The following is a 23049-nucleotide window of genomic DNA, read 5'->3' on the forward strand; positions in this document are numbered from 1 at the left end:
CATGACCAACGAAGAAGGCGTGCGACTGCAGAAGGTGTTGTCGCAGGCGGGAATTGCTTCTCGTCGCGTCGCCGAGCGGATGATTCTGGACGGGCGGGTGGAGGTCGACGGCCAGATCGTCACCGAACTCGGTACGCGGGTGCACCCCGATCGCCAGGTGGTGCGGGTGGACGGCACCCGCGTGCTCGTCGACGAGGATCTGGTGTACCTCGCGCTGAACAAGCCAAAAGGTATGCACTCCACCATGTCTGACGACCAGGGCCGTCCCTGTATCGGTGACTTGGTCGAGCACCGCGTGCGCGGCAACAAGAAGCTCTTCCATGTCGGCCGGCTCGACGCCGACACCGAAGGGCTCATCCTGCTGACCAACGACGGCGAGCTGGCCCACCGGCTGATGCACCCGCGGTACGAGGTGTCCAAGACGTACCTGGCCACCGTGCAGGGGACCGTGCCCCGTGGGCTGGGCAAGAAGGTGCGCGAGGGCGTGGAACTGGACGATGGCCCGGTCTACGTCGACGAGTTCGCGGTGGTCGACATGGTCGCCGGCAAGTCGTTGGTGAAGATCGTGCTGCACGAGGGCCGCAATCGCATCGTGCGCCGGCTGATGGCCGAGGTGGGTTTCCCGGTGAAGGAACTGGTGCGCACGCACATCGGCACGGTGGCGCTGGGGGACCAGCGCGTCAACAGCCTGCGGGCGCTCACGCGCAAGGAAGTCGGCGAGCTGTACCAGGCGGTGGGCCTGTGAACGCGCTCGTCATCGCCATCGACGGCCCGGCGGGCACCGGAAAGTCCTCGGTGTCAACGGGTTTGGCGCATGCACTCGGCGCAAACCACATCAACACCGGCGCGATGTACCGCATCGTGACGCTGGCGGTGCTACGCGCCGGCATCGACCCGGCCGACGCCGATGCCGTCGTCGCGGTGTGTGAGAAGACCGAGTTCTCCGTCAGCTTCGACCCGGACCACGACACCTCGTACCTTGCGGGCGAGGACGTTTCGGATGAGATCCGCGGCGAGGCCGTGACTCTCGCGGTATCGGCCGTGTCGGCGATCCCGGCCGTGCGGACCATCCTGGTGCAGCGGCAGCGTGAGTTGATCGCGGAAGCCGGTTCGGTCGTCGTCGAGGGCCGCGACATCGGCACCGTCGTCAAGCCGGACGCCGATCTGAAGATTTTCCTGACCGCCTCGGCCGAGGAGCGCGCCCGCCGGCGCAATGCGCAGAACGTCGCAAACGGCCTGGGCGACAACTACGAAGCGGTGCTGGCCGATGTCCAGCGCCGGGACCATCTGGACTCGACGCGCGCGGTCTCGCCGCTGCAGGCCGCCGATGACGCGATCGTCGTCGATTCCAGTCATATGACCCAGGCTGGTGTGGTGGCACATCTGCTGGATCTCGTGCAGCAGAAGGTAGGTGTGCGTCAATGAGCGACGACGATGGTGTGTGGTTCGACGAAGGTGACTGGGAGATCGGCTCGGAGGGATTCGAGGCCGAGGTCGACGAGTACGCCGGACCCCCGCCCGTGGTGGCCGTGGTCGGCCGCCCGAATGTCGGCAAATCGACTCTGGTGAACCGCATCCTGGGCCGTCGCGAAGCGGTGGTGCAGGACATCCCGGGCGTGACGCGTGACCGCGTGTCGTACGACGCGCAGTGGGTCGGGCGCCGGTTCGTGGTGCAGGACACCGGCGGCTGGGAACCCGACGCCAAGGGCCTGCAGATGCTGGTCGCCGAGCAGGCTACCGTGGCCATGCGCACCGCCGACGCGATCATTCTCGTGGTCGACGCGGTGGTCGGGGCGACCGCGGCCGACGAGGCCGCCGCCAAGCGGCTGCAGCGCTCCGGCAAGCCGGTCTTCTTGGCGGCCAACAAGGTTGACAACGAGAAGATCGAATCCGAGGCCGCGGCGCTGTGGTCGCTGGGGCTGGGACAGCCGCACTCGATCAGCGCGATGCACGGCCGCGGCGTGGCCGACCTGCTCGACAGCGTGCTCGAGGTGCTGCCCGAGGTCTCCGAGACGTCCGGCGGGACCGGCGGTCCGCGCCGTGTCGCGCTGGTCGGCAAGCCCAACGTCGGCAAGAGCTCGCTGCTGAACAAGCTCTCGGGCGACGAGCGGTCCGTCGTGCACGACGTCGCCGGCACCACGGTGGATCCCGTCGACTCGCTGATCGAATTGGACGGCAAGACTTGGCGTTTCGTCGACACCGCGGGTCTGCGCCGTAAGGTCGGCCAGGCCAGCGGACACGAGTTCTACGCCTCGGTGCGCACGCACGGCGCGATCGATGCCGCTGAGGTCGCGATCATGCTGATCGACGCCTCCCAGCCGCTGACCGAACAGGATCTGCGGGTGCTATCGATGGTCATCGAGGCCGGGCGCGCGCTCGTCATCGCGTTCAACAAGTGGGACCTGGTCGACGAAGACCGGCGGTACCTGCTGGACAAGGAGATCGAGCGCGAGCTGGTGCAGGTGCAGTGGGCGCCGCGCGTGAACATCTCGGCGAAAACCGGTCGGGCCGTACAGAAGTTGGTGCCGGCGCTGGAGACCTCGCTGGCGTCGTGGGACGCCCGTATCCCGACCGGACGGCTCAACACCTTCCTCAAGGAGATCGTCGCCGCCACGCCGCCGCCGGTGCGCGGTGGCAAGCAGCCACGCATCCTGTTCGCCACCCAGGCGGCCTCGCGGCCGCCGACCTTCGTGCTGTTCACCACGGGCTTCCTGGAGGCCGGCTACCGCCGCTTCATCGAGCGCCGGCTGCGTGAAGAGTTCGGCTTCGAGGGCAGCCCGATCAAGATCAACGTGCGGGTGCGGGAGAAGCGCGGGGCCAAGCGCTAGTCGCCGACGCGCCGCCGGACCCGTTTAGGGTCCGGCGGGAGGTCTGAGGTAGGCTTTCCAACCGTTGCCGGTTCGTCCGGCAGCGCCGCGGGCTGTGGCGCAGCTTGGTAGCGCACTTGACTGGGGGTCAAGTGGTCGCAGGTTCAAATCCTGTCAGCCCGACAAAGTTTTTGCAGGTCAAAGGCCTCGCGGTGGCCTGGATGGCCCCGTCTTCCTGCCACTCCCACCCGAGGACACCTTGATGGCGATCGCCGATGTCTCTGCCTACGTACACCTCAGCCGTGAGGACGTCGAAGAGATCGGCTACGAACTCGACGTGATCCGCCGGGACGTCGAGGAGTCGCTCGGGGCGAAGGACTCGGCGTACATCCGGCGGGTGATCCATTTTCAGCGGGCGCTCGATGTCGTGGCGCGGCTGATGATCGCCGGGAGCCGGTCCAAGGTTGGCTGGGTCGCCGGCACGTGTGCGCTGGCGTATGCGAAGTCGGTCGAGAACATGGAGCTCGGCCACAACATCTCCCACGGTCAGTGGGATTGGATGAACGACCCGGAAATCCACTCCAATACCTGGGAGTGGGACATGGTCGGACATTCGGCGCAGTGGCGGTACTCGCACAACTATCGGCATCACGTCTACACCAACGTGCTCGGCATGGACGAGGACATCGGTTACCGCCTGCTACGGGTGACGACCGACCAGCCGTGGCGGTGGGCGCATTTGTTGGCGCCGCTCGGAAACCTGGTGCTGGCTGCGACGTTCGAATGGGGTATCGCCCTGCATGGCCTGCACTCGGAGCGGCTCCGGGGTGAGGCGCCAGACGCTGTCGCGGTGGAGGAGCGGAAATTCCTCGCCAAGAGCGCGCGCCAGCTGGCCAAGGACTATGTGTTCTTCCCGGCGCTGAGCCTGCGCCGGTGGCGTCGCACGCTGGCGGCCAATGCCACCGCGAATGTGCTCCGGAACCTGTGGGTGTACGTGAACATCATTTGCGGGCACATCCCCGACGGGGCCGAGACGTTCGACCCGGCGGTGGTCAAGGACGAGACTCGCGGCGAATGGTATCTGCGACAGATTCTCGGGACGGCGAACTTCAACGCAGGCCCGCTGCTGGCGTTCTCGGGTGGGCACCTGTGCTACCAGATCGAGCATCACCTGTTCCCTGATCTGCCGAGCAACCGGTTGCCTGAAGTGAGCGTCCGGGTCCGGGAACTGTGCGAGAAGTACGACCTGCCCTACAACACGGCATCGCTTCCGCGCCAGTACTTTCGGACGCAACGGATCATCCACGGGTTGGCGCTGCCCGACTGGCTGCTGCGCGTGGGACGGCGGCGGCGCGGCTAGGTTTGTCGGGGTCTTCGGGGCGCTGCCGGGTTGGTGGTCCCGTGCGCAGCTTCAACGCCGGGTGCGGCGCACTCAATGCGTCTAGCCTGACGCCATGACCGTGAACTCGAAGGTTTCGCGCTCCTGGCTGCTCGTCAATCCGTCCCGCGAGCCTGATCTCGGGGAGCTTCTGTCGACCACGAAATCCGACGAGGTGATCCTCGATCTCGAAGACGCCGTCGCTCCCGACGAGAAGGAAGCGGCCCGGGAGCGAGTCGTCGACTTCCTGAACTCCGGGGCCCAGGCGTGGGTCCGGGTCAACGATGCGTCGAGTGATTTCTGGTCTGCCGACTGCCGGGCCCTGGCGGAGTGCCGCGGGCTGAAGGGCGTCGTGCTGGCCAAGACGGAGGGCGGAAATCACATGTGGGATACCGCGAACCGGCTCGGGGGCGAATCGCGGGTGATCGCGTTGATCGAAACCGCGCGCGGGCTGGCGCGCGTACACGACATCGCCGCGGCGCGCCCGTGCTTCCGCATCGCGTTCGGCGTCAATGACTACACGCTGGACATCGGCGTCGAGCAGGACCCGCTGGCGCTGGCCTACAGCCGTTCCCAGCTGGTCGTCGCGTCGCGGGCGGCGCACATCCCGGGTCCGATCGACGGGCCCACCCGCGACCCGGATCAGCTGGCCGAGGGCGTGGCGCTCACCCGGCAGATGGGTATGACGGGCAAGCTCGCGCTGCGTTCGTCCGACGCCGAGACCATCAACGCCGGACTGAGCCCCTCCGAATCGGACATCGGCTGGGCACGCGAGTTCGTCGAGCAGTTCAACGCCCGCGGCGGAAAACCGAAGGACGGCAGCGACTTACCCCGATTGAACCGCGCGCGGATCATCCTCGAGAAGGCGCGCCAACTCCGGCTGATACCGAACTGAGGCGTCAGGTCAGCGGGACCCATCCCCGCGGGTCGACGTCCGTGGGTACGGCACGCACGTAGAAGCAGTTGCTGAATCCCATTGCACCTTCGCAGTGGTTGAAGATGCCGTTGCCGTCGGCTTGCCCGTCGCAGTAGCCACCCCAAGGGGTGTTGAAACACTGTCCTGGTGTGGCGTGGGCGACGCCGATGGGGCTGAATGCGAGCGCGGCGGCAGCGATTGCGAGTGCGAATTTCATCAGCCCATCCCTCCTTCTGTCATGAGGTTTGATCTGTCGCGAGGCACTGGTGAATTGCCTTCACCTGGCCCGTATAGCTTTCGATGGTAGGCCGACTTCCGGAGTGCCGGCACCGTTATGTGTGCAGGCGAACAGCGGTCTGCGGGGGCCTCACGAGACGGATGTGACACGTGAGGTGTATGGGGATTTTGTGGGTGCGACGGCGCGCAATTGTCGGCGGCACCAACAGGTTTCGATGTGGCGGCGTCTGCGGCCTCATCCGGTGGAAGCTTGGTTCTCGCGGCCCGCCACGACCTACGCGGCACCCGCTCCGGCGGGGTCGCGTACGTTCTTAGCGAAGAAGAATCCGTCAGCATTCAACGAAAGCCAACATGCCCCAGGATCAGAACACCGACGTCCCGCCGAATCACCTCTCCATCGATCCGCGTAGCCCGTTCTTCAACGAAGAGGCGCTCCTGCGCGACGTGGGTATCCGCTTCAATGGCGTCGAGCGAACCAACGTCGTCGAATACAACGTGGCCGAGGGCTGGGTGCGTGTGGAGGTGCCCACCGCCAAGGACCGCCGCGGAAACCCGATGGTCGTCAAGCAGAGCGGCACGGTCGAACCGTATTTCCGCACAGCGAAGTAGCGGACGCCCCGTGGACACCACCGATGCCCCCACGATCACCGCAGCGGTGCCGGGGTCCTTCGAGTGGGAGGTGTTCCATGAGCGTCACCCAAAGCTGATTCGCCAGGTACTGGACACCACGCCCTACACGTCCGCCGAAGAGGCGATGCTGCAGCAGCTGCTCGTCGAGAGCACCACCGGCGTCCTCGAGCCGTTGCCCGAGCATGCTCATGACCGGCATGAGTGGCTCGCCTGGGGAGACGACGTCTACGGTCGCCCCTGGGGCGAGGTGCCGTTCCTGTGGAGCGAGAGCTATTTCTACCGCCGGCTGCTCGACGCCGTCGGTTACTTCGGGGCCGGGGCCTGGCGCGGTGTCGACCCGTTCGCTCCGGTCAAGACCGCCGAGCTGACGGGGCCGGAGGTCGACGACGAGCTGCGTGCCTTCGCCGACCTGGCCGACGCGGCGGAGAACCAGCAGCGCGAGACTCTGCTGGTGGCCGCGCTGTGGGGTAACCGCGCCGACCTCAGCTTCCAACTCCAAAAGGGCGCCGGTGCCGCAGACGCGCGCTCGGAGGGCATCCTCGTCGACGACAGCCCCGTGCTGTGGTCTGCGCTCCGCGCGCAGGACAACCCGACCGTCTGCGTCGTCGCTGACAACGCCGGCCGCGAACTGCTGGCGGATCTCGTCCTGATCGACAGCCTGCTCTGTCAGCGCCTGGCGGCCGAGATCGTGCTGTACGTCAAGCCGTATCCCTACTACGTGTCGGATGCGACGACGGCCGATGTCCTGGCTGTCATCCGACGCTTGCGGGCCGACGCACATCCGCCGATCGGGAAGGTCGGCGAGCGGCTGTGGGACGCTGTGCGCAGCGGCCGGCTCACGGTGCGCACCCACAAGTTCTTCTGTGCACCGCTGTCGTTCCACGACATGCCCGACGACCTCACCGCCGAATTCGCCGGTGCCACAATGACTGTGATGAAAGGCGACCTCAATTATCGGCGCCTCGTCGGCGACCGATACTGGCCCGCCACAACACCGTTCGACCAGACCGTCGACTACTTTCCGTCTCCGGTGACGGCACTGCGGACACTCAAATCGGAAGTTGTCGTCGGCCTGACGCCCGGGCAGCTCGCCGCACTCGATACCGCCGGACAGGGGTGGCGGACCAGCGGCGGGTACGGGGTGATCCAAGCCCGGGTGGAGTAGGGATTCAGACGACCACCGGACTGGGCTGCGGAACTGACATCGATCCGCTGATGAGTCGTTCCCGCATCCACCGCGTGCCGCCCTCGAGCTCGAACGGCGCGTAGTGCGGGTTCGGGTTACTGGCCAGGAATACCGCGCCACTGATCATTGCCTTGATCACCGCGAACACTTCGTCGAAGGGCGCATGGAGCGTGAAGGCGATCTGCCCGGCGAGGGAGAACGGGTTGCTGATCCAGTCGTTCATCACCGCCTGGTAGACAGCGGCTTTGACCGCGCTCGCCTGGTCGTCACGGTTCTCGGCGAAGATGTCGCCTTCACGGTAGACGTCCATCCAGTGGTCGGGCTTGGCGGGGAAGCCGGGCAAGCCGAATCGCTGGAGCGGGTCCAGGCCGTGGGTGCCGGTCGCTGTCACTCCTGGTCTGGCCCACGGCGCGATGGAATCGGTCTGTCGGCACGGGTTGGCGTACGCCAGAACGCCTTTGAGGTCCGCGGTGCGCCACGCCAGCGGCTGACCGGGGCGAAGGTAACGGAAGTAGAAGTACGATCCCACGATCGCGCCCTGGGAGTAGACGCCTAGCGACCAGGGTGTGCCCTGCGGGAACGGCACGCCGTTGTCCATCTGGGTGGCGCCGAGCAGTCGGGCGAGCTCGTTGATACCGCTCTCGTTGTCGAATGGCAGCGCTCCGTTGTTGTAACCGATGGGCTGGTGATGGCAAAGGCCTTCGGTCTCAAGGGTTGTCGCGGTGTCGGCCACCGGTCCTCTGAACATATCCGACAGGTGACCTTCGACGGTGAACATGATCGGCCGTAGATTCCGTGGCGGCGGAACGTAGTGGGCCGCCTGCGCTGTCGTCTCGTCGAAGACGCCGGTCTGGGGTAACCCCAGGCGCCGTTGCATCTCGGTGACCGCGGCGACTGCGCCGTCACCATAAACCCGGTCCTTCGCCGGCGCGAACGCGCGGTACTGGCGCTGGAACCAGGCCTGCCAGTATTCGATTTCGGTGCCATGGGCCCCGGGCCCGTACGGTAGCGGCATCGGAGTGCTCCCTTCTTGTCACGTCGCGCCGGTTCCGTGTCGGCCCGAATTGGTCCGGATTCCTGCGTCGATGACGGATTCGACGCTATTGACGGTGCCGGGTGCCTGTATCGAGTAGTCGACTACTCGAATATGCGAATTCACCTTTCACGGATCAGAATTCGCTACCGGGACGGCGGCGTTACCCGTGCCCAGGAAAGGCGTGAGAATGGTCATCATCAGTGCTCCGCCGACGGCAAGCGTGCCGGACAGCATCGTGAACGCGCCGTCGGGCACACTGTATTGCAGTGGTGACCCGGGCACTGTCAATCCGTATACGGCCATCGACAACATGGCTGCCGCGATCGGCAGGTACGGCGGGCGCATGACGCATAGCGCGCTCACACCGTCCCCGTGCTGCAACGTGTAATTCCGCTTGGCGCAATAGGTCGCGAGGATGATGGCACCGCAGGCGATCACCGAGAAGCCGTAGAGCACCCACCGGCCGGTGTTGTACGTAGGTCCTGAGTCGACGAACAATGCCAACAACGTCGTGTAGGCGACGAGTGCCTCGGCGGGGATTTGGGCGGCGAGCAACTGCGCAAATCCGGCAGCTGTGTCGATCAGTGGTGCCGGCGGGGCCATTTGGGCGACATCGGTTGGCCGAGGCAACGTCGCCGTCGGCCCCATGGCCGGCATCTCCGGCGGCACGTACGGCGGTCCGGTCGGCGGCGGCGGTGACGGTGAAACCCCCTGTCCGGCGCCAATTGTCACGCTGTTCAGCGGCTGACCGACCGGTGCGAGGTCGCGCGCAACCGCGACCGACGCCATGGCAACCAGGCTCATGATGACCTCCTCCGTGATGGCGAGGACGACGGGGTCGCCGCGTCAGCTCGCGGTCCAGTTGTCCTGCGCACCAACGATGTTGCGCCTCCGGCAATTCGGACGCCTGCGTAGCCGGCTACTCGATCATCGCCGGGTCACGACGTGATTCCGCGCCCTGCTGAACAGCGAATCGAGTAGTGGGCTACTGGTGCGGCTCGGCATATTTCGTCGTGACACTGGGTTCCCATCACTTCATCAAAGGAGGGACTGATGACCGTCACTCGAGGCGACGTGGAGTTCGCCAAACGCATATTCTTCGACCGGCTCGGCGACGACTACGTCTACGGCGGCACGTGGGACCCGAACGATCGCGGCGTGGGTTGTGACTGTTCGGGCCTGGTGACCGATGTGCTCTCGGCGGTGTTCAACGGAGACCAGATGGTCTGGGGCAGACAAGGTCTGTCCACCGAGTCGTATCGATACCTGCCGTTCGGCGAGCAACACGTCGGACCATTCGATCTGATGCACGTCGCATCGTTGAGCGACGTGCCCGGCGACGCGCCGGTGGTGATCAACCTGCACCATGAAGGTGACGGCGGTCCCCACTCGCACATGAACTGTGTGGTCGACGGCGTCGCGATGGAATCGTCGGGCTCCTGGGGGTGCTGCACCACGCCCAAGGCGCTCCCTTCCGACAGCAACTACTGGAACGACCACTGGTACGTGGCCGGCCCGATCGTCGAGGACGGCACACCCCCGACTCAGGCCCACGTGGACAGCTTCTTTGCCGACGTGTCCGAATTCCAGGTTCCGGTGAGTGATTCCTACCCGTACAAGATTCTGTCCATCCGCGTATGCGACGGCACGCACCGGGATTCCAACTTCGCGCAGAACTATGCGTGGATGCGCAATGCGCTGGACACCGGCCGGCTGGATTGCGGCATCGTCTACACCTACGTGCGCCCGAACTGGCAGGAGAATGCCGACACGGTACGGCAGATGATCGATGCCAACGGGGGACTGCACCCCAGGGTTGTCCTGATGCTGGACGTCGAAAGTGGCGGGAACCCTGGCGGCGACGGATCCGCCTGGATCAACGCCCTGTACGACAACCTCGCGGAGTACGCCGGCAATCCGGCGCGCATCATCGGTTATGCCAACCAGGGCGACTTCAACACGATGTGGGTGACGCGGCCCAAGGGATTACGGGTGATCGCTGCGTCATACGGCTCGAACCCCCTGCTGCCCGGCCAGATCGCCCATCAATACACAGACGGCGCATATGGCGCCAATCAAGGCCTGCCGATGGGCTGCAACCCGTTCGGCAACTGCGACATGAACGTCGCAGACGGCTTGTCGCCCAACGATTTTGCCGCTGCCTGTGGCATCGGAACCGCCGGTGCCGGGCCGGTAGCTGCCCGAGCGACGACAGGGGTGATCACGATGGCTCAGCCGCAAGACATCATGAACATGCTCAACGGCACCAATACCGACGGCTCACCGCTGATCGGCCCCGACGGCGCGGACTACCGGATGGTCGACCTGCTGGCCCCGGACACCGAGCCGCTCGACGAAAAGCAGAACACGACTCGCTCGGTCTTCGATCAAATTACGACATTGGCGAAAATCCTTACCAGGACCCACAACAACAGGACGCTATTCGACATGGTGTCCGATCTGCATGACAAGATGTAACGCCCGTATTTCGGGCCGGACGTTAGCTGCCGGCCCGAAAAGCGGACCGATATTTCACGGTCATTACGCCTTCAACAGCGAAAACCGGCCGGTAGAATTGTGCGCCGTGGCCCAAAACTGGCCGGTCGTTCACCGCGACAGTGAATTCTCGGTGATTCGCGGCGCATTGCTAGGGGAATCCGGCGATTGCGGCATCGTCCTGGTCGGTGATGCGGGCGTTGGCAAAACGACGCTCGCCCGGTTGGTCACCCAGTCACTGCCGGTGCGCGCCCACTGGGTTGCGGCGACCGAGTCGGCGCGGGGCATCCCGCTGGGAGTGTTCGCCCATCTGGTGCGCAGTGCCACGTCGCGTGATCCGGTGGCATTCCTGTCCGCGGCGCGCGAAACGATTCTGGCCGAAGGACATTCGGTCATCGGCGTGGATGACGCGCATCTGTTGGACCAGCTGTCGGCGACGCTGCTACACCAGCTGGCGTTGGACGGGTCGGTACGCATCGTGGCGACGGTCCGGGCGGGCGCGCCGGTCCCCGACGCGATCACGTCGTTGTGGAAGGACCGGTATCTGCAGCGGTTGCATCTGATGCCGTTCAGTCAGCAGCAGTGTGTCGGCCTCATCGAGGAGGCATTGGGCGGACAGGTGGAGGGTCTGTCTGCCGAGCTGATGTGGCAGGCCTCGGGCGGGAATGCGTTGTTCGTCCGCCACTTGGTGGAAGGCGCCATCGAGGCCGGGACGCTGCGGCAGGTTCGGGGGGTGTGGCAGCTGCGGGGCCGGGCTGCGGTCACCTCGGAGCTGGCGTCATTGCTGGACTCCAGGGTCGACCAGTTGCCCGACCAGGTGCTGCACGCGCTGCGGTTGCTCACCTTCTGCGAGCCCCTCGACCTGGACACTCTGACTGCCATCGTCGGTTCGGACGTCGTCGAAGAGGCGGAAAGCCGTGGTCTGGTGCGAGTCGGTGAGGAACCGGGTGGCATTGACGTGCGCTTCACCCATCCGCTGTTCGGCGAGGTGATCCGCCGCCGGCTGGGGATGGCCGCGGCCCGCCGACTGCGCGGCGAGCTCGTTCGCGCGATGCGGGACCGGCCGCTGAACAGTTCGGCGCACCGGATTCGGCTCGCGGAACTGACGCTGGACAGCGACGAGGTGCCCGAACTGGATCTGCTCGTCACAGCGGCGAGAGAGGCCATCGCCCTCACGAACGTGACGTTGGGTGAGCGGCTGGCTCGCGCGGCCACCAACCGGGGCGGTGGCCTCGAGGCCGGCGAACTGCTGGCGCGTTCGCTGCTGTGGCAGGGCAAGGCGACCGAAGCCGAGGAGACGCTCAGCTCATTCGACCCCGAGCAGATGACCGAACTGGAGCTGCTGCGGTGGGGATGGGCACGTATCGCCAACCTGCACTGGGCGATGGGCGACGCCGAGGGTTCCGACGAAGTGCTCGCCCTGCTCCGCGAGCGCATCACGAGCCCCGAGTTGATACCGATCATCGACGGCACAGCGTCGGCAACGCTGGCTTTCGAGAACCGGCTGACGGAAGCCGTGGCAATGGCCGATCGGGTGCTCGCCGAGCCCATCGCGCATCCGGTCGCGTTGCAGTGGGCGGCATTCGGTGGGGCGCTCGCCCTGGCACTGATGGGCCGCAGCGAAGAAGTGGCGGTATTGGCGCGCCGGGGCCGCATGGCCAGCGCCAAGGCCGACGGGCTGCTCCGCTACCTCACCGCGTTCGGGGAGGTGCGCGCGTTGGTGCTCGCCGGAGAATTCGACGCGGCGAGCAGCCGATCCGCGGTCATGATGCAGATCACCTCGTCGGGCCAGTATCTGGCGTGGGGGATGGCCAATGTGCTGGTCGGCACCATCGGTCTGGCCCGCGGCGATTTCGTCGAGACGGTGTCACGGATGGAGCAGACGGTCGCGGCGCTGACGGCCGAGTCGGCGGCTTCGTGGAGCTTCCCGGCCCGGCTGTTGCTGGCGCAGTCGTACTGCGCGTTGGGTCGGGTGCAGCCTGGGGCCAAGATGGTCGCCGAGTTGAAAGTCCGCTCTGGCCGGCACGTCGCGGTGTTCGGTCCACAGCTCAGGATCGCGGAATCGTGGCTCGCGGCGGCAGAGGGAAATGTCAGCGCCGCAATCGAACTGGCATTGGATGCCGCCCGGTTGGCCGACAGTTCCGGCCAGAGTGCAGTGACCATGCTGGCGTTGCATGACGCAGTGCGATTCGGTGACCACAGCGCCGCGGGCCGGCTGATCGAGGTCGCCTCTGGGGTCGGCGGCCGCATGGCCGCTGCGATCGCGGCGCATGCCCGGGCGGTCAGTGATCGCGACGGGCCTGGATTGTTCGCTGCCGCAGAGCAATTCGAGCAGCTGGGTGCGTTGTTGTCCGCTCTCGACGCCGCGGCACAGGCATCGGCGACGTTCGCGGCGGCCGACGACCGGCGACGCAGCGCCGAGGCCGCCGCCGTCGCCAACCGGTTGGCCGCGCAGTGCGGGGGAGTACGTACCCCCGCACTGGAATTGGCGGCGCACCCCTTGCCCCTGACGGTGCGCGAACGGGAGATTGCCAACCTGGTTGCCGCCGGGCTGAGCAATCGCGAAATCGCCGACCGGCTCACCGTCTCGGTGCGCACGGTCGAAGGCCACCTGTATCGGGCCTGCATAAAGCTCGACATCTCGGACCGCGAGGATCTCGCCAAGCTGATCCGGACCGGCGCGGCGGCTCACTGAATCTCAGGTGCGCCCCGGCTTCCCATACGCTGGCCGACGTGAACGAGAACGACACCGTGGACGACGACGGCGACCTCCAGATCAGTGGCCCGGTGCAACTCCGTCGCGAACGTTGCGCCACCACGACCGCCGACCAGCGTCTGCTGGACCGACGCGGCCCCACCGACTGGGTGCACACCGACCCGTGGCGCGTGATGCGCATCCAGGGCGAGTTCGTCGTCGGCTTCGATGCCCTGGCCGAGATGCCGAGGGCGGTCACGGTTTTCGGCTCCGCCCGCACGGAACCGCATTCGCCCGAATACCGGTTGGGTGAGGAGTTGGGCGCCGCACTGGTGCACGCGGGCTACGCCGTGATCACCGGCGGCGGTCCGGGGACGATGGAGGCGGTCAACCGTGGGGCCAGCGAGTCCGGCGGCTATTCGGTCGGTCTGGGCATCGAGCTGCCGTTCGAACAGCGCCTCAATCACTGGGTCGATCTCGGGATCAACTTCCGCTACTTCTTCGTGCGCAAGACGATGTTCGTCAAGTACGCGCAGGCGTTCGTGTGCCTGCCCGGCGGATTCGGCACTCTCGACGAGCTGTTCGAAGCCCTGACCCTGGTGCAGACCCGCAAGGTCACGGCGTTTCCGATCATCATGCTGGGCGTCGACTACTGGTCGGGCCTCATCGGATGGATCCGCAACACGATGCTGGCCGAAGGGAAGATCTCCGAATCCGACCTCGACCTGATCCACTGCACCGACAGCGTGGCCGAGGCCGTGGACATCATCGTCTCGTCAGCGCGTTAGCCGGGCCGCCCTCAGTCGCGCTTCGCCTCGTACCGCAGCAGGACGGTGCCGCAAGGAAACGTGCGGTTCTCCAACAGTCGCAACGAGATCCATGCCGGCAGGGTCGGGAAGAACGGGGTGCCGCCGCCGACTGCGGTGGGCACGAGCACGATCCGGTACTCGTCCACCAATCCGGCCCGCACGACGGGCGCGGCGAGCGTCGCACCGGCTATCTCCAGATTGCCGTCGGTCTCGGCTTTGAGCTTCGACACCACCGCGACGGGGTCGCCGCGTTCCAGACGGGAGTTCCAGTCGACGGAATCCAGCGTGCGCGAGAACACGACCTTCGGCATGTTCCGCCAGATGTGGGCGAAGTCCACGATCATCGGGGTGGCATCCGGTTCCTTGTCGGCGGTCGGCCAGTACGCGGCCATCAGCTCGTACAGCCGCCGGCCGTAGAACGACAGCGCCGTCTCGCGCTCGAAGTCGTTCCAGTACTGGTGCAGTTCCTCGCTCGGTTCGGACCAGTCGATGCTGCCCTGTGCGTCGGCGATGTATCCGTCCACCGACACGTTGAAGCCATAGATGAGTCTGCCCATGTAGATCAGACTGCACCCGACGGCGAAATTCATCGGCCAGGAGCGGGGCGCGTCTCAGCCGAGAAGCTCCACCGACCTGTGGAGATCGGCCACCAGGTCGCGGTAGGCGGCGTCACGGTCGGGCGGTGGCAGGCGCAGGATCGACGAGGGATGCGCGGTGGCGATGGCCACGGTGTCGTGGTTCGGCACGGTGCCGGCCGGGAGCTGTAGGGTCTCGCCGCGATGCTGGGTGAGCCGAAAATCGTTGCCCAGGAGCGACTGTGCTGCCGTCGCGCCGAGCAACACCACCACGTCGGGTTCCACGGTGCGCAGCTCGGCCAGCAGCCACGGTCGGCAGGCGACCACTTCGGTTCGGTTGGGCTTCTGGTGGATTCGGCGCTTGCCGCGATCGGTGACCTTGAACTTGAAATGCTTGACCGCGTTGGTCACATACAGCCGGTCGCGATCGATCGCGGCGTCGCCGAGCGCGCGGTCGAGAAGGCGGCCGGCCGGGCCGACGAACGGTTGACCGCGCCGGTCCTCCACGTCACCTGGTTGCTCGCCGACCAGCATGATCGCGGCCGCGTCGTCGCCGGCGCCGAACACCGTCTGCTGCGCGTGCTGGTAGAGCCCGCATCCGTGGCACTCGCCGGCCGCCGTGCGCAGCGCCGGGATACTGAGCTCGCGGGGGAGATAGTCTGCCGCGCTGGTTTCGGCCATGCGGGTGTTTACCCCGCAGGCCGCCGCGCCAATCGCGCCACGTAGCCGACGCGGCGCCCGTCTACCGGAGGGACTCGGCGCGCTTCTTGACGCCGTCGGTCATGCCCCCGAAGCCCTTCTTCAGGGCGCGGCCCAGCAGGCCGGCGACGATGGGAGACACGGGGCCGAACAACTGGAAGTGCGAGTCGTAGCGGGTGCGGCCGTCGGGCAGCGGGGTCAGCCGGTGTGAGCGCTCGCTGCGCAGCAGTCCCAGCGGGGCGGGCTTCATGTTGTAGCTGAACTCGACGCCCGGAGTGAAGGTGTTGATGTATTCGCGCTGCTTCTTGGGCGGGCCGATCAGCATGACCTTCATGTCGATCGGGCTACCGGGCTCGAACGTCGACGAGCACTCGATGCAGAACGGATTCCACTCGCCGTAGCTGGCCCCGTCGGTGAGGACCTGCCAGACCACCTCGGCCGGTGCGTCGATCTCTACTGACCTGTCAATCGCGAAACTCACAGACACACCGTACGGGAGAGGGTGTACAGCTGCCGACAACTGTCCACTCAATAGACGGGACGCAGCGCGGCGAGCTAGGCGGCGCGAGATCCTTCCTTCGAGGCTTCGACGCTGATGTTCTTGATCATGCCCGTGAAGATGATGCCGTGGAACGGCATCAGCGCGTACCAATACAGCCGTCCCGCAAGGCCTTTGGGAAAGAAGATGGCACGCTGGTGCAGCCGGGTGGTGCCATCGTCACGGGAGTGGAGTTCCCACTGCAGCCACGCTCGGCCCGGGGTGCGCATCTCGGCGCGCAGCCGCAGCAGATGCGGCCGCTCGATGCGTTCGACGCGCCAGAAATCGAGAGCGTCGCCGGTGTAGAGGGTGTTCGGGTTGCGCCGGCCGCGGGCCAGGCCGACGCCGCCAGTCAGTACGTCGAGCCAACCGCGGATCGTCCAGGCGAGTGGAAATGAGTACCAGCCGCGTTCGCCGCCGATGCCCTCGACGACGCGCCACACCTGCTCGATGGCCGCGTCGCAGTCGATGCTGCGGTCGTCGGTATAGATGGCGTCGCCGGTCCAGCTGGGATCCGACGGCAGGGGGTCGGCAGGGGCGCCGGTCGGCGAGGCATTGGCCCAGGTGGTTTCGACTTCGCCGTCCTCGATGCGGCGCAGCGCCAATCTGACGGCGTCGCGGTATCCGGTGGTGCCTCCGGGCGGCGGTGGAATCACCTCATCGATGTCGTGCTCGGTCACCACGGAGTCGGTGCTCAGGGACTCGATCAGAGCGCGGCCGATCCGGGGTGGCACCGGAGTGACCAGCCCGATCCACAATCCGGCGAGTTTCGGGGTGAGGACCGGCAGGACCACGATTCTGCGTCTCGCCAGCCCCGCGACTTCGGCGTAGATCTGCATCATCTCCCCGTAGCGCAGGACGTCGGGTCCACCGATGTCGTAGGTGCGTGAGCGCGGCAGGTCGGCGGTGGCGGCGGCCAGCAGGTAGTAGAGGACGTCGCGTATCGCGATGGGCTGGATGCGGTTGTTGACCCAGCGCGGCGTCGTCATCACCGGTAGCCGGTTGGTCAGGTGGCGGATCATCTCGAAGGAGGCCGAACCGGAACCGATGACCACGCCGGCCTGCAGCACGACCGTCGGGACACCGGAGTCGATCAGGATTTCCCCGACCTGGCTGCGTGACCGCAGATGCGACGACAGCCGGTCGGATTCGGTGTGCAGACCGCCCAGATAGACGATGCGCTTGACGTGGGCGGTGCGCGCGGCAGCAGCGAGATTCTCTGCGCTGGTGCGTTCGGCCTCGGTGAACTCTCCCGGGTTACCCATCGAATGCACGAGGTAGTAGACGACGTCGATGTCTCGGCAGGCCTCGCCGAGCGTGGCCGCATCGGTGAGGTCGCCGCGCACCACCTCCACGTCGGCCGCCCAGGGCACGTCGCTGATCTTGTCCGGGTTGCGCGCCAGCACGCGCACGCGGTGGCCGGCTTCGATGACACGCGGCACCAACCGACCGCCGATGTATCCGGTGGCTCCGGTGACCAGCACGCGCAACGACGGTGCGGCGTGGTTCGCATCTGTCACAGACTCTCCTCGGTTGGGGCGGCACGCTGACTGCTGAGACATTCCCCGAAAATGCCCGGCACTACCCAGTGATTCGGAGGCCTGCCGCGCGCGGATGGTCGGCAATCGGCGACAGATTTGTTTATCCCGAGCGCGGACGGGGCATTCGCTGCGGACATGCCGCATGTGCGGCGTCCGTCTTGGGAAGGTCAGACCACGTGACGATTGATTACGACAGCCCGCAGCAGCTGGCTCGTACGCCGCAGCAGGTCAATGAATTCATCTGCATCCGTTGCATTCACGTCCGTGAGCTCAGCGAGTTGACAGCTGACCCATCGCTGGGGCACGTCTGCCGCGAATGCGCGTGATCAAGGTCGGCCGACTCGGGCCACCCGCGCTAGCCTGGCGACCATGTCCAGCACGTTTTTCGACAACCCCGTCGTCCGCGCGCTCAACAAGGCGGCGGTCGGTCTGACCAGCGTGCCCGTCCTCGGCGACATCGTCGGCCGCAGCCTGGTCGAGATCCGCTACACGGGCCGCAAATCGGGCCGTAGCTTCCAGACCCCCGTCAACTACCGGCTGTCGGGCGACGACGTGGTCATCAGCGTGATGGCCCCGGACTCCAAGAGCTGGTGGCGCAACTTCCTCGGCGAGGGCGGGCCCATCACACTGCTCAACTTTCGCGGCGCCGACCGTGCTGGGCATGCGATCTCGACGCGTGACGAGAAGGGCCGCGTCACCGTGCGGGTGCAGCTCGACTAGGCCTCAATCCGCGGCGGAAGTGGCATGATCCGGTTGTCCACATCCGCAGGAGGCGAGAACGTGCCGCTGGCTCACCGTGAGGCCGAGGACCGGGTGTCCATTGCCTGACGAATTGAGGGTCATCGACCTCGCGGAGGACCCGGGTGCCGCAGGTCTGGTGATCGGGGTCGGAGACCCGGCCGGTGATGACGCCGAGTTCTGGCTGCAGCAAGCGACTTTCACGCTGGTCGACCGCCCGTGTGCGGACCGCAGAACCGTGCAGGTGCCCGATGTGGACGCCGCGCTGGGACAGATCGCCGAACGCGTCGCCACGTGGCCGCAGACCGCCGCGGTGTGCGACGACGTACTACGGGCATTCGACCCCGCGGCGCCGACGTTCGCCGGGGTGATCACCGAATCACTGGCGTATTCGACGCTGCAGTCCGGCCGGGAGTTCGCGCGCTGGCTCGCCGAACGCGGCCCGAAAACCGTTCCGCTGCTCCCGGATCCGGTGGTGTCGCACCGGGACGGTGACACTCTGCACGTCGCGTTCAACCGCCCCCAGCGGCACAATGCGTTTTCCACCGCCGCGCGGGCGGCACTGCTGGAGGCGCTGGAGGTCGCGCGCTTGGACCCGTCGGTGACTCGCCTGGTGCTCACCGGCAACGGTCCCTCCTTCTGCAGCGGCGGAGACCTCGCCGAATTCGGGACATTCGACGACCCGGCGTCTGCGCACCTGGCCCGCACGCGCTTCAGCCCGGCCCTGGTGCTCGACGAGATCACCGCGCGCTTGGGCCCGGCGTCCCGGGCCGTCGTGCACGGCCAGGTGCTGGGCAGCGGGCTGGAGATGGCCGCGTTCTGCGGGCAGGTGACCTGTCACCCCGACGCCACCCTCGGCCTGCCGGAGCTGGCGTTGGGTCTGATCCCCGGAGCCGGGGGGACGGTGAGCATCACGCGGCGGATCGGCCGCTGGCGCACAGCGTATTTGGTGCTGTCGGGGGCGACGATCGATGCGGTGACGGCGCAGGACTGGGGCTTGGTCGATGCGGTCAGCGCGTGAGTGACGAGACGGCGCGGGACTGGTCGGCCAGTGGGCTGGCCGCGCTGACGGGTATGCCGGGCGGGCCGCCGGACGTCAGTCGCGCGGCGGTGTTGGCTCGGGCGCGGACGGTCGCATCCGAGTTGTCCGGCCGACTTGGCATCGAGATCGATGCGGCGGAGCTTCTCGCGGGGCGGGCCGCGCTGGCCGGGCTGCACCGGCAGGGCCGGATCAGCGCCGGCGGCGCCACGCGGCTGATCGCCGGTCGCGACGGTTGGTTCGCCCTGACGCTGGCCCGGCCCGATGATGTCGCCGCGGTACCGGCGCTGCTCGAATCCGACGTGCCGGTCGATCACCCGTGGCCGGCCATCATCGAGTGGGCCGGTCGCCGCCAGATCGCCGATGTCGCGGAGCGTGCGCGTCTGCTCGGTCTTCCTGTCGGCGTGCTGGGGGAGACGACCGCCACCGTCCCGGTGGTCCGGCGACGCGGCAACCGAAAGCCGTTCCGGGACTGCGGCCGGCTGCTGGTGGTCGACCTGTCCTCGATGTGGGCCGGCCCGCTCTGTGGACAGCTGCTGGCTCGGGCCGGCGCGACAGTGATCAAGGTCGAGAGCCCCTCGCGGCCGGACGGCACCCGGCAGGGGGAACGACGATTCTTCGACTGGATGAACGCCGGAAAGCTCTGTTACGCCGTCGATTTCGGCCAGCCCGACGAGCTGCGGCAGTTGTTGTCCGTCGCCGACGTGGTGATCGAGTCGTCTCGTCCGGATGCGCTGACCCGCCGCGGCCTGGGGCCGGACGATGTTCCGGCGCGGGACGGCCGGGTGTGGCTGCGGATCACCGGTCACGGCACTGAGGGGGAGCAGGGCCACTGGGTCGGATTCGGCGATGATGCCGCGGCTTCCGGAGGCCTCGTCGGCTCCGACCCGGCGGGCAGCGGACCGGTGTTCTGCGGTGACGCGATCGCCGATCCACTGACGGGGATGCACGCCACACTGGCGGTGGCGGGGTCGCTGCGGCGCGGCGGTGGTGAAGTCGTCGAGATCGCCCTGGCAGCCGTGGCGGCGGAATACGCCGCGCTACCACTGACGAGCGGTGCGAGCGTCGGTCCGGTGGCCGAACCGGTGGCGCCCGCGCTGTCGTCGCGGGCCGGCGAGCTGGGCACCGACAACGCGCGGGTACGGGGCATCGTGCAGGAAAGGGCTTGCCGGGCATGCTGATTCAACGAGCCACGCTGCTCGACGGTCGGACCGTCGATATTCGGCTGGGCCGGCGCATCGAGGCCATTGCCGACAACCTCGAGCCGATCACCGGGGACGACGTTCTCGACGCGGCCGGTGGCACCGTCATCCCCGGACTACACGACCATCACGTCCACTTGCGTTCGGCGGCAGCGGCGTTGACGTCGGTGCGGGTCGGTCCGGGCGAGGTCCGCAGCCGTGACGCGCTGCGTGCGGTCTTGGGGCAGGCCGCCGTCGGCGCGGACGGCTGGATTCGGGCCGTCGGCTACCACGAGGTTGTCGCGGGTCCGCTGGACCGCGCTGTGCTCGACGAGGTTTCACCGAACGTGCCCGTGCGCGTTCAGCACCGCAGCGGGGTGCTGTGGACCCTGAACTCCGCGGGTCTGACGGCCGTCGGCCTGCCCGACCACCCCGACGGCCGGCTGCGCAGCGCGGACCCGGGCTGGACGCATGCGTTGCAGCGCAGCGACGCCGGACTCGGCGAGATCAGCAGGCGCCTCTCGGCATTCGGTGTCACCGGTGTCACCGACGCGACCCCCGACCTCACCGCTGAGGATGTGATGGACTTCGCCGAGGCCCGTCGGCATGGCGAACTGCGCCAGCGCGTCGAAGTCCTGGCACCCGCCAAACGCATTCTGCACGACGACGATCTGGACCTCGAGGCGCTGGCCGACTGGATCGGCACCCGGCACCGTCAAGGTGGAATCGTTGCGCTGCACTGTGTTACGGCCATGCAGCTCGTCGTGGCGATTGCCGCGCTGCGGCAGGCGGGTTCCCGGGCGGGGGATCGCATCGAGCACGGCGCCGTCATTCCCGACGACTGCCTGGCCGACCTGCGTGACCTCGGCGTGCTGGTGGTGACCCAGCCGAACTTCGTCGCCGAGCGGGGCGCGCAGTACCTCACCGACGTGCCCGCGGACGAGCGTGGCCAGCTGTGGCGGGTGGCGTCGCTGTGTGGCGCGCGGATACCCGTCGCGCTGTCGACCGATATGCCGTTCGGGGACGCCGATCCCTGGGCGGCGATGCGCGCCGCGGTCCACCGCAGGACGCCGTCGGGCGCCGTGCTGGGAGCGGCTGAAAGCATCGATGCCGCAACGGCATTGGGCATGTTCCTCGGCGCACCCGCGCAGCCGGACGTGCCTCGGGAGCTGACGGTGGGAATGCCGGCGGACGTGTGCGTGCTGGCGGCGCCACCGCGAGACGTCCTGGCTGCGCTGGACGCCTCGCTGGTGGCTGCGACCGTGTACGACGGTGCGGTGGTGTATCAGGCGGGCTAGTGCGCCGGCTCGAGAACCTCGTCGTCGAGCACTCGGCTCAGCAGGTCCTGGCGGGCTTCGACGTACTGCGTCTTCAAGGTTTCGACCAGTTGCGCGACGGTGAGGCGTTCCTTGATGCTGCCCACACCCTGCCCGGCACCCCAGATGTCCTTCCACGCCTTGGCGTCCGTGTTCCCGCCCGAGCCGAAATTCATTGCCGAGGCGTCGGATTCGGGCAGGTTGTCCGGGTCGAGACCCTGGGCGACGATGCTGCCGCGCAGGTAGTTGCCGTGCACGCCGGTGAACAGGTTGCTGTAGACGATCTCGGATGCCGTGGAGTCGACGATCATCTGCTTGTACTCGGGCACCGCGTTGGCTTCGTCGGTGGAGAGGAATGCCGAACCGACATAGGCGAAGTCGGCTCCCGCGGCGAGTGCGGCAAGAATGGACCGGCCGTGGGCGATGGCGCCCGACAGCAGCAGCGGACCGTCGAACCACTCACGGATCTCGCGGACCAGCGCGAACGGGGACTGGGTACCGGCGTGGCCACCGGCGCCGGCTGCGACGGCGATGATGCCGTCGGCACCCTTGTCGATGGCCTTGTGCGCAAACTCGTTGTTGATGATGTCGTGCAGGACGATGCCGCCGTAAGAGTGCACCGCATCGTTGATCTCGGGACGCGCCCCGAGCGAGGTGATCACGATCGGGACCTTGTGCTCGACGATGACGCTCATGTCGTGCTCGAGGCGGTCGTTGGAGCGATGCACGATCTGGTTGACGGCGAACGGCGCGACGATGGCGTCGGGATTCGCGAGGGCGTAGGCGGCGTTCGACTCCTGGATCTCATCCAGCCAATCGCCGAGCAGGCTGGACGGCCGGGCGTTGAGCGCGGGGAACGAGCCGATGACGCCGGCCTGGCACTCCGCCTTCACCAGGTCGGGCCCCGAGCACAGGAACAACGGTGACGCGACCACCGGCAGGGACAGGCGCTGTGCGAGGACGGGAGGCAGACCCATGGTGGTGATAGCCCTTCGAATCGGAGACCGGGTTTGGACGGGACTCTAGTGGCGCTGGAGTGGTTATGCAACTAGTGGCATAATCGGCGGCGGGTGGATGTTCTCGCGTTGCCCGCTGATTCGAACATGTTGGAAATCAGTCGTATCAGGGAAGCGCCGACCGCCTGTCCCGGCTTCCGGCGCGTTTTTATGCAACAGATTGGATAACCGTCGTGACAGGACTGCTGCCGCCGCGCTGCGTCGGCGGAAACCGCA

General features: G+C 67.0%; 22 protein-coding genes, 1 tRNA gene and 1 pseudogene. 16 read left to right on the forward strand and 8 right to left on the reverse strand.

The window, feature by feature from the left end; all coding sequences use genetic code 11:
• The first annotated feature begins 1 nt into the window (after window position 1).
• The 6 genes from VXD91_RS06610 (at window position 2) to VXD91_RS06635 (ending at window position 5080) form a co-directional block, all read left to right on the forward strand.
• A complete protein-coding gene (locus tag VXD91_RS06610; protein WP_212814190.1) occupies window positions 2-745 on the forward strand; it encodes a pseudouridine synthase in 744 nt (247 codons plus the stop codon).
• A complete protein-coding gene (gene cmk / locus VXD91_RS06615; RefSeq protein WP_346414995.1) occupies window positions 742-1425 on the forward strand; it encodes a (d)CMP kinase in 684 nt (227 codons plus the stop codon). Before VXD91_RS06610 ends, cmk begins: the two co-directional genes overlap by 4 nt.
• The gene (gene der / locus VXD91_RS06620) at window positions 1422-2828 is read left to right on the forward strand and encodes a ribosome biogenesis GTPase Der (RefSeq protein WP_212814193.1); all 1407 of its coding nucleotides are present in this window, start codon (window positions 1422-1424) and stop codon (window positions 2826-2828) included. The genes cmk and der overlap by 4 nt, the downstream gene beginning before the upstream one ends.
• 88 nt (window positions 2829-2916) lie before the next feature.
• Window positions 2917-2990, forward strand: a tRNA-Pro gene (locus VXD91_RS06625).
• A 79-nt stretch (window positions 2991-3069) separates the two neighbouring features.
• Window positions 3070-4167, forward strand: coding sequence for an acyl-CoA desaturase (locus tag VXD91_RS06630; RefSeq protein WP_346414996.1), 1098 nt, complete (start codon window positions 3070-3072; stop codon window positions 4165-4167).
• A 94-nt stretch (window positions 4168-4261) separates the two neighbouring features.
• Window positions 4262-5080, forward strand: coding sequence for a CoA ester lyase (locus VXD91_RS06635; RefSeq protein WP_318984878.1), 819 nt, complete (start codon window positions 4262-4264; stop codon window positions 5078-5080).
• 4 nt (window positions 5081-5084) lie between these two features.
• On the opposite strand, the gene VXD91_RS06640 is transcribed toward VXD91_RS06635, so the two are convergent.
• Window positions 5085-5318: a hypothetical protein gene (locus VXD91_RS06640; RefSeq protein ID WP_346414997.1), complete on the reverse strand. Its 234-nt coding sequence runs from the start codon at window positions 5316-5318 to the stop codon at window positions 5085-5087.
• A 371-nt stretch (window positions 5319-5689) separates the two neighbouring features.
• Between VXD91_RS06640 and VXD91_RS06645 the strand changes: the two genes are divergently transcribed.
• Entirely contained in the window at window positions 5690-5947 is a 258-nt protein-coding gene (locus VXD91_RS06645; protein ID WP_346414998.1) for a DUF3297 family protein, read from the forward strand.
• Between the two features lie 10 nt (window positions 5948-5957).
• Window positions 5958-7133: a damage-control phosphatase ARMT1 family protein gene (locus VXD91_RS06650; RefSeq protein ID WP_346414999.1), complete on the forward strand. Its 1176-nt coding sequence runs from the start codon at window positions 5958-5960 to the stop codon at window positions 7131-7133.
• A gap of 4 nt (window positions 7134-7137) precedes the next feature.
• Here VXD91_RS06650 and VXD91_RS06655 read toward each other — a convergent pair whose 3' ends face one another.
• Window positions 7138-8169, reverse strand: a complete 1032-nt coding sequence (locus VXD91_RS06655) for a peptidoglycan-binding domain-containing protein (RefSeq protein ID WP_346415000.1) — start codon at window positions 8167-8169, stop codon at window positions 7138-7140.
• Window positions 8170-8316: 147 nt separating this feature from the next.
• On the reverse strand, window positions 8317-8994 hold the full coding sequence (locus VXD91_RS06660; protein ID WP_346415001.1) for a hypothetical protein: 678 nt from the start codon (window positions 8992-8994) through the stop codon (window positions 8317-8319).
• 249 nt (window positions 8995-9243) lie between these two features.
• Between VXD91_RS06660 and VXD91_RS06665 the strand changes: the two genes are divergently transcribed.
• The 3 genes from VXD91_RS06665 to VXD91_RS06675 all read left to right on the forward strand — a co-directional run bounded on the left by VXD91_RS06665 (window position 9244) and on the right by VXD91_RS06675 (window position 14169).
• A complete protein-coding gene (locus VXD91_RS06665; protein WP_346415002.1) occupies window positions 9244-10668 on the forward strand; it encodes a hypothetical protein in 1425 nt (474 codons plus the stop codon).
• 106 nt (window positions 10669-10774) lie between these two features.
• Window positions 10775-13381 (forward strand): LuxR C-terminal-related transcriptional regulator, encoded by a 2607-nt coding sequence (locus VXD91_RS06670; RefSeq protein ID WP_318984884.1) that lies wholly within the window; start codon window positions 10775-10777, stop codon window positions 13379-13381.
• A gap of 38 nt (window positions 13382-13419) precedes the next feature.
• Window positions 13420-14169: a TIGR00730 family Rossman fold protein gene (locus tag VXD91_RS06675; protein ID WP_346415003.1), complete on the forward strand. Its 750-nt coding sequence runs from the start codon at window positions 13420-13422 to the stop codon at window positions 14167-14169.
• A gap of 11 nt (window positions 14170-14180) precedes the next feature.
• Here the strand turns inward: VXD91_RS06675 and VXD91_RS06680 are convergent, their stop codons facing one another.
• The 4 genes and pseudogenes from VXD91_RS06680 to VXD91_RS06695 all read right to left on the reverse strand — a co-directional run bounded on the left by VXD91_RS06680 (window position 14181) and on the right by VXD91_RS06695 (window position 17522).
• A complete protein-coding gene (locus tag VXD91_RS06680) occupies window positions 14181-14747 on the reverse strand; it encodes a dihydrofolate reductase family protein (RefSeq protein WP_318984886.1) in 567 nt (188 codons plus the stop codon).
• A gap of 54 nt (window positions 14748-14801) precedes the next feature.
• A pseudogene (locus VXD91_RS06685) lies at window positions 14802-15491 on the reverse strand (UdgX family uracil-DNA binding protein); the annotation flags it as partial.
• A 16-nt stretch (window positions 15492-15507) separates the two neighbouring features.
• Window positions 15508-15945 (reverse strand): SRPBCC domain-containing protein, encoded by a 438-nt coding sequence (locus tag VXD91_RS06690; RefSeq protein WP_346415004.1) that lies wholly within the window; start codon window positions 15943-15945, stop codon window positions 15508-15510.
• A gap of 74 nt (window positions 15946-16019) precedes the next feature.
• Window positions 16020-17522, reverse strand: coding sequence for an SDR family oxidoreductase (locus VXD91_RS06695; protein WP_318984887.1), 1503 nt, complete (start codon window positions 17520-17522; stop codon window positions 16020-16022).
• A gap of 197 nt (window positions 17523-17719) precedes the next feature.
• On the opposite strand from VXD91_RS06695, the gene VXD91_RS06700 reads away from it, so the two are divergent.
• The 5 genes from VXD91_RS06700 to VXD91_RS06720 all read left to right on the forward strand — a co-directional run bounded on the left by VXD91_RS06700 (window position 17720) and on the right by VXD91_RS06720 (window position 21799).
• Window positions 17720-17869: a DUF4193 family protein gene (locus VXD91_RS06700; RefSeq protein WP_212814214.1), complete on the forward strand. Its 150-nt coding sequence runs from the start codon at window positions 17720-17722 to the stop codon at window positions 17867-17869.
• 43 nt (window positions 17870-17912) lie between these two features.
• A complete protein-coding gene (locus tag VXD91_RS06705; protein WP_212814216.1) occupies window positions 17913-18263 on the forward strand; it encodes a hypothetical protein in 351 nt (116 codons plus the stop codon).
• Between the two features lie 157 nt (window positions 18264-18420).
• The gene (locus tag VXD91_RS06710; protein ID WP_346415024.1) at window positions 18421-19302 is read left to right on the forward strand and encodes an enoyl-CoA hydratase/isomerase family protein; all 882 of its coding nucleotides are present in this window, start codon (window positions 18421-18423) and stop codon (window positions 19300-19302) included.
• Window positions 19299-20501 (forward strand): CoA transferase, encoded by a 1203-nt coding sequence (locus VXD91_RS06715; RefSeq protein ID WP_346415005.1) that lies wholly within the window; start codon window positions 19299-19301, stop codon window positions 20499-20501. Before VXD91_RS06710 ends, VXD91_RS06715 begins: the two co-directional genes overlap by 4 nt.
• Window positions 20495-21799 (forward strand): amidohydrolase family protein, encoded by a 1305-nt coding sequence (locus VXD91_RS06720; protein WP_318984889.1) that lies wholly within the window; start codon window positions 20495-20497, stop codon window positions 21797-21799. The genes VXD91_RS06715 and VXD91_RS06720 overlap by 7 nt, the downstream gene beginning before the upstream one ends.
• Here VXD91_RS06720 and VXD91_RS06725 read toward each other — a convergent pair.
• On the reverse strand, window positions 21796-22794 hold the full coding sequence (locus tag VXD91_RS06725; protein WP_212814221.1) for a nitronate monooxygenase family protein: 999 nt from the start codon (window positions 22792-22794) through the stop codon (window positions 21796-21798). The genes VXD91_RS06720 and VXD91_RS06725 overlap by 4 nt on opposite strands.
• Window positions 22795-23049 lie beyond the last annotated feature (255 nt).

The sequence above is a fragment of the Mycobacterium sp. SM3041 genome, assembly GCF_039668335.1.
GTDB lineage: Bacteria > Actinomycetota > Actinomycetes > Mycobacteriales > Mycobacteriaceae > Mycobacterium.

What these genes read in the sequence shown, in the direction of transcription:
- VXD91_RS06660 (WP_346415001.1), bottom strand. Translation starts at nt 8,994, where the DNA reads ATGAGCCTGGTTGCCATGGCGTCGGTCGCGGTTGCGCGCGACCTCGCA.
- VXD91_RS06645 (WP_346414998.1), top strand. Translation starts at nt 5,690, where the DNA reads ATGCCCCAGGATCAGAACACCGACGTCCCGCCGAATCACCTCTCCATC.
- VXD91_RS06640 (WP_346414997.1), bottom strand. Translation starts at nt 5,318, where the DNA reads ATGAAATTCGCACTCGCAATCGCTGCCGCCGCGCTCGCATTCAGCCCC.
- der (WP_212814193.1), top strand. Translation starts at nt 1,422, where the DNA reads ATGAGCGACGACGATGGTGTGTGGTTCGACGAAGGTGACTGGGAGATC.
- VXD91_RS06720 (WP_318984889.1), top strand. Translation starts at nt 20,495, where the DNA reads ATGCTGATTCAACGAGCCACGCTGCTCGACGGTCGGACCGTCGATATT.
- VXD91_RS06725 (WP_212814221.1), bottom strand. Translation starts at nt 22,794, where the DNA reads ATGGGTCTGCCTCCCGTCCTCGCACAGCGCCTGTCCCTGCCGGTGGTC.
- VXD91_RS06680 (WP_318984886.1), bottom strand. Translation starts at nt 14,747, where the DNA reads ATGGGCAGACTCATCTATGGCTTCAACGTGTCGGTGGACGGATACATC.
- VXD91_RS06655 (WP_346415000.1), bottom strand. Translation starts at nt 8,169, where the DNA reads ATGCCGCTACCGTACGGGCCCGGGGCCCATGGCACCGAAATCGAATAC.
- VXD91_RS06705 (WP_212814216.1), top strand. Translation starts at nt 17,913, where the DNA reads ATGTCCAGCACGTTTTTCGACAACCCCGTCGTCCGCGCGCTCAACAAG.
- VXD91_RS06665 (WP_346415002.1), top strand. Translation starts at nt 9,244, where the DNA reads ATGACCGTCACTCGAGGCGACGTGGAGTTCGCCAAACGCATATTCTTC.
- VXD91_RS06610 (WP_212814190.1), top strand. Translation starts at nt 2, where the DNA reads ATGACCAACGAAGAAGGCGTGCGACTGCAGAAGGTGTTGTCGCAGGCG.
- VXD91_RS06630 (WP_346414996.1), top strand. Translation starts at nt 3,070, where the DNA reads ATGGCGATCGCCGATGTCTCTGCCTACGTACACCTCAGCCGTGAGGAC.
- VXD91_RS06635 (WP_318984878.1), top strand. Translation starts at nt 4,262, where the DNA reads ATGACCGTGAACTCGAAGGTTTCGCGCTCCTGGCTGCTCGTCAATCCG.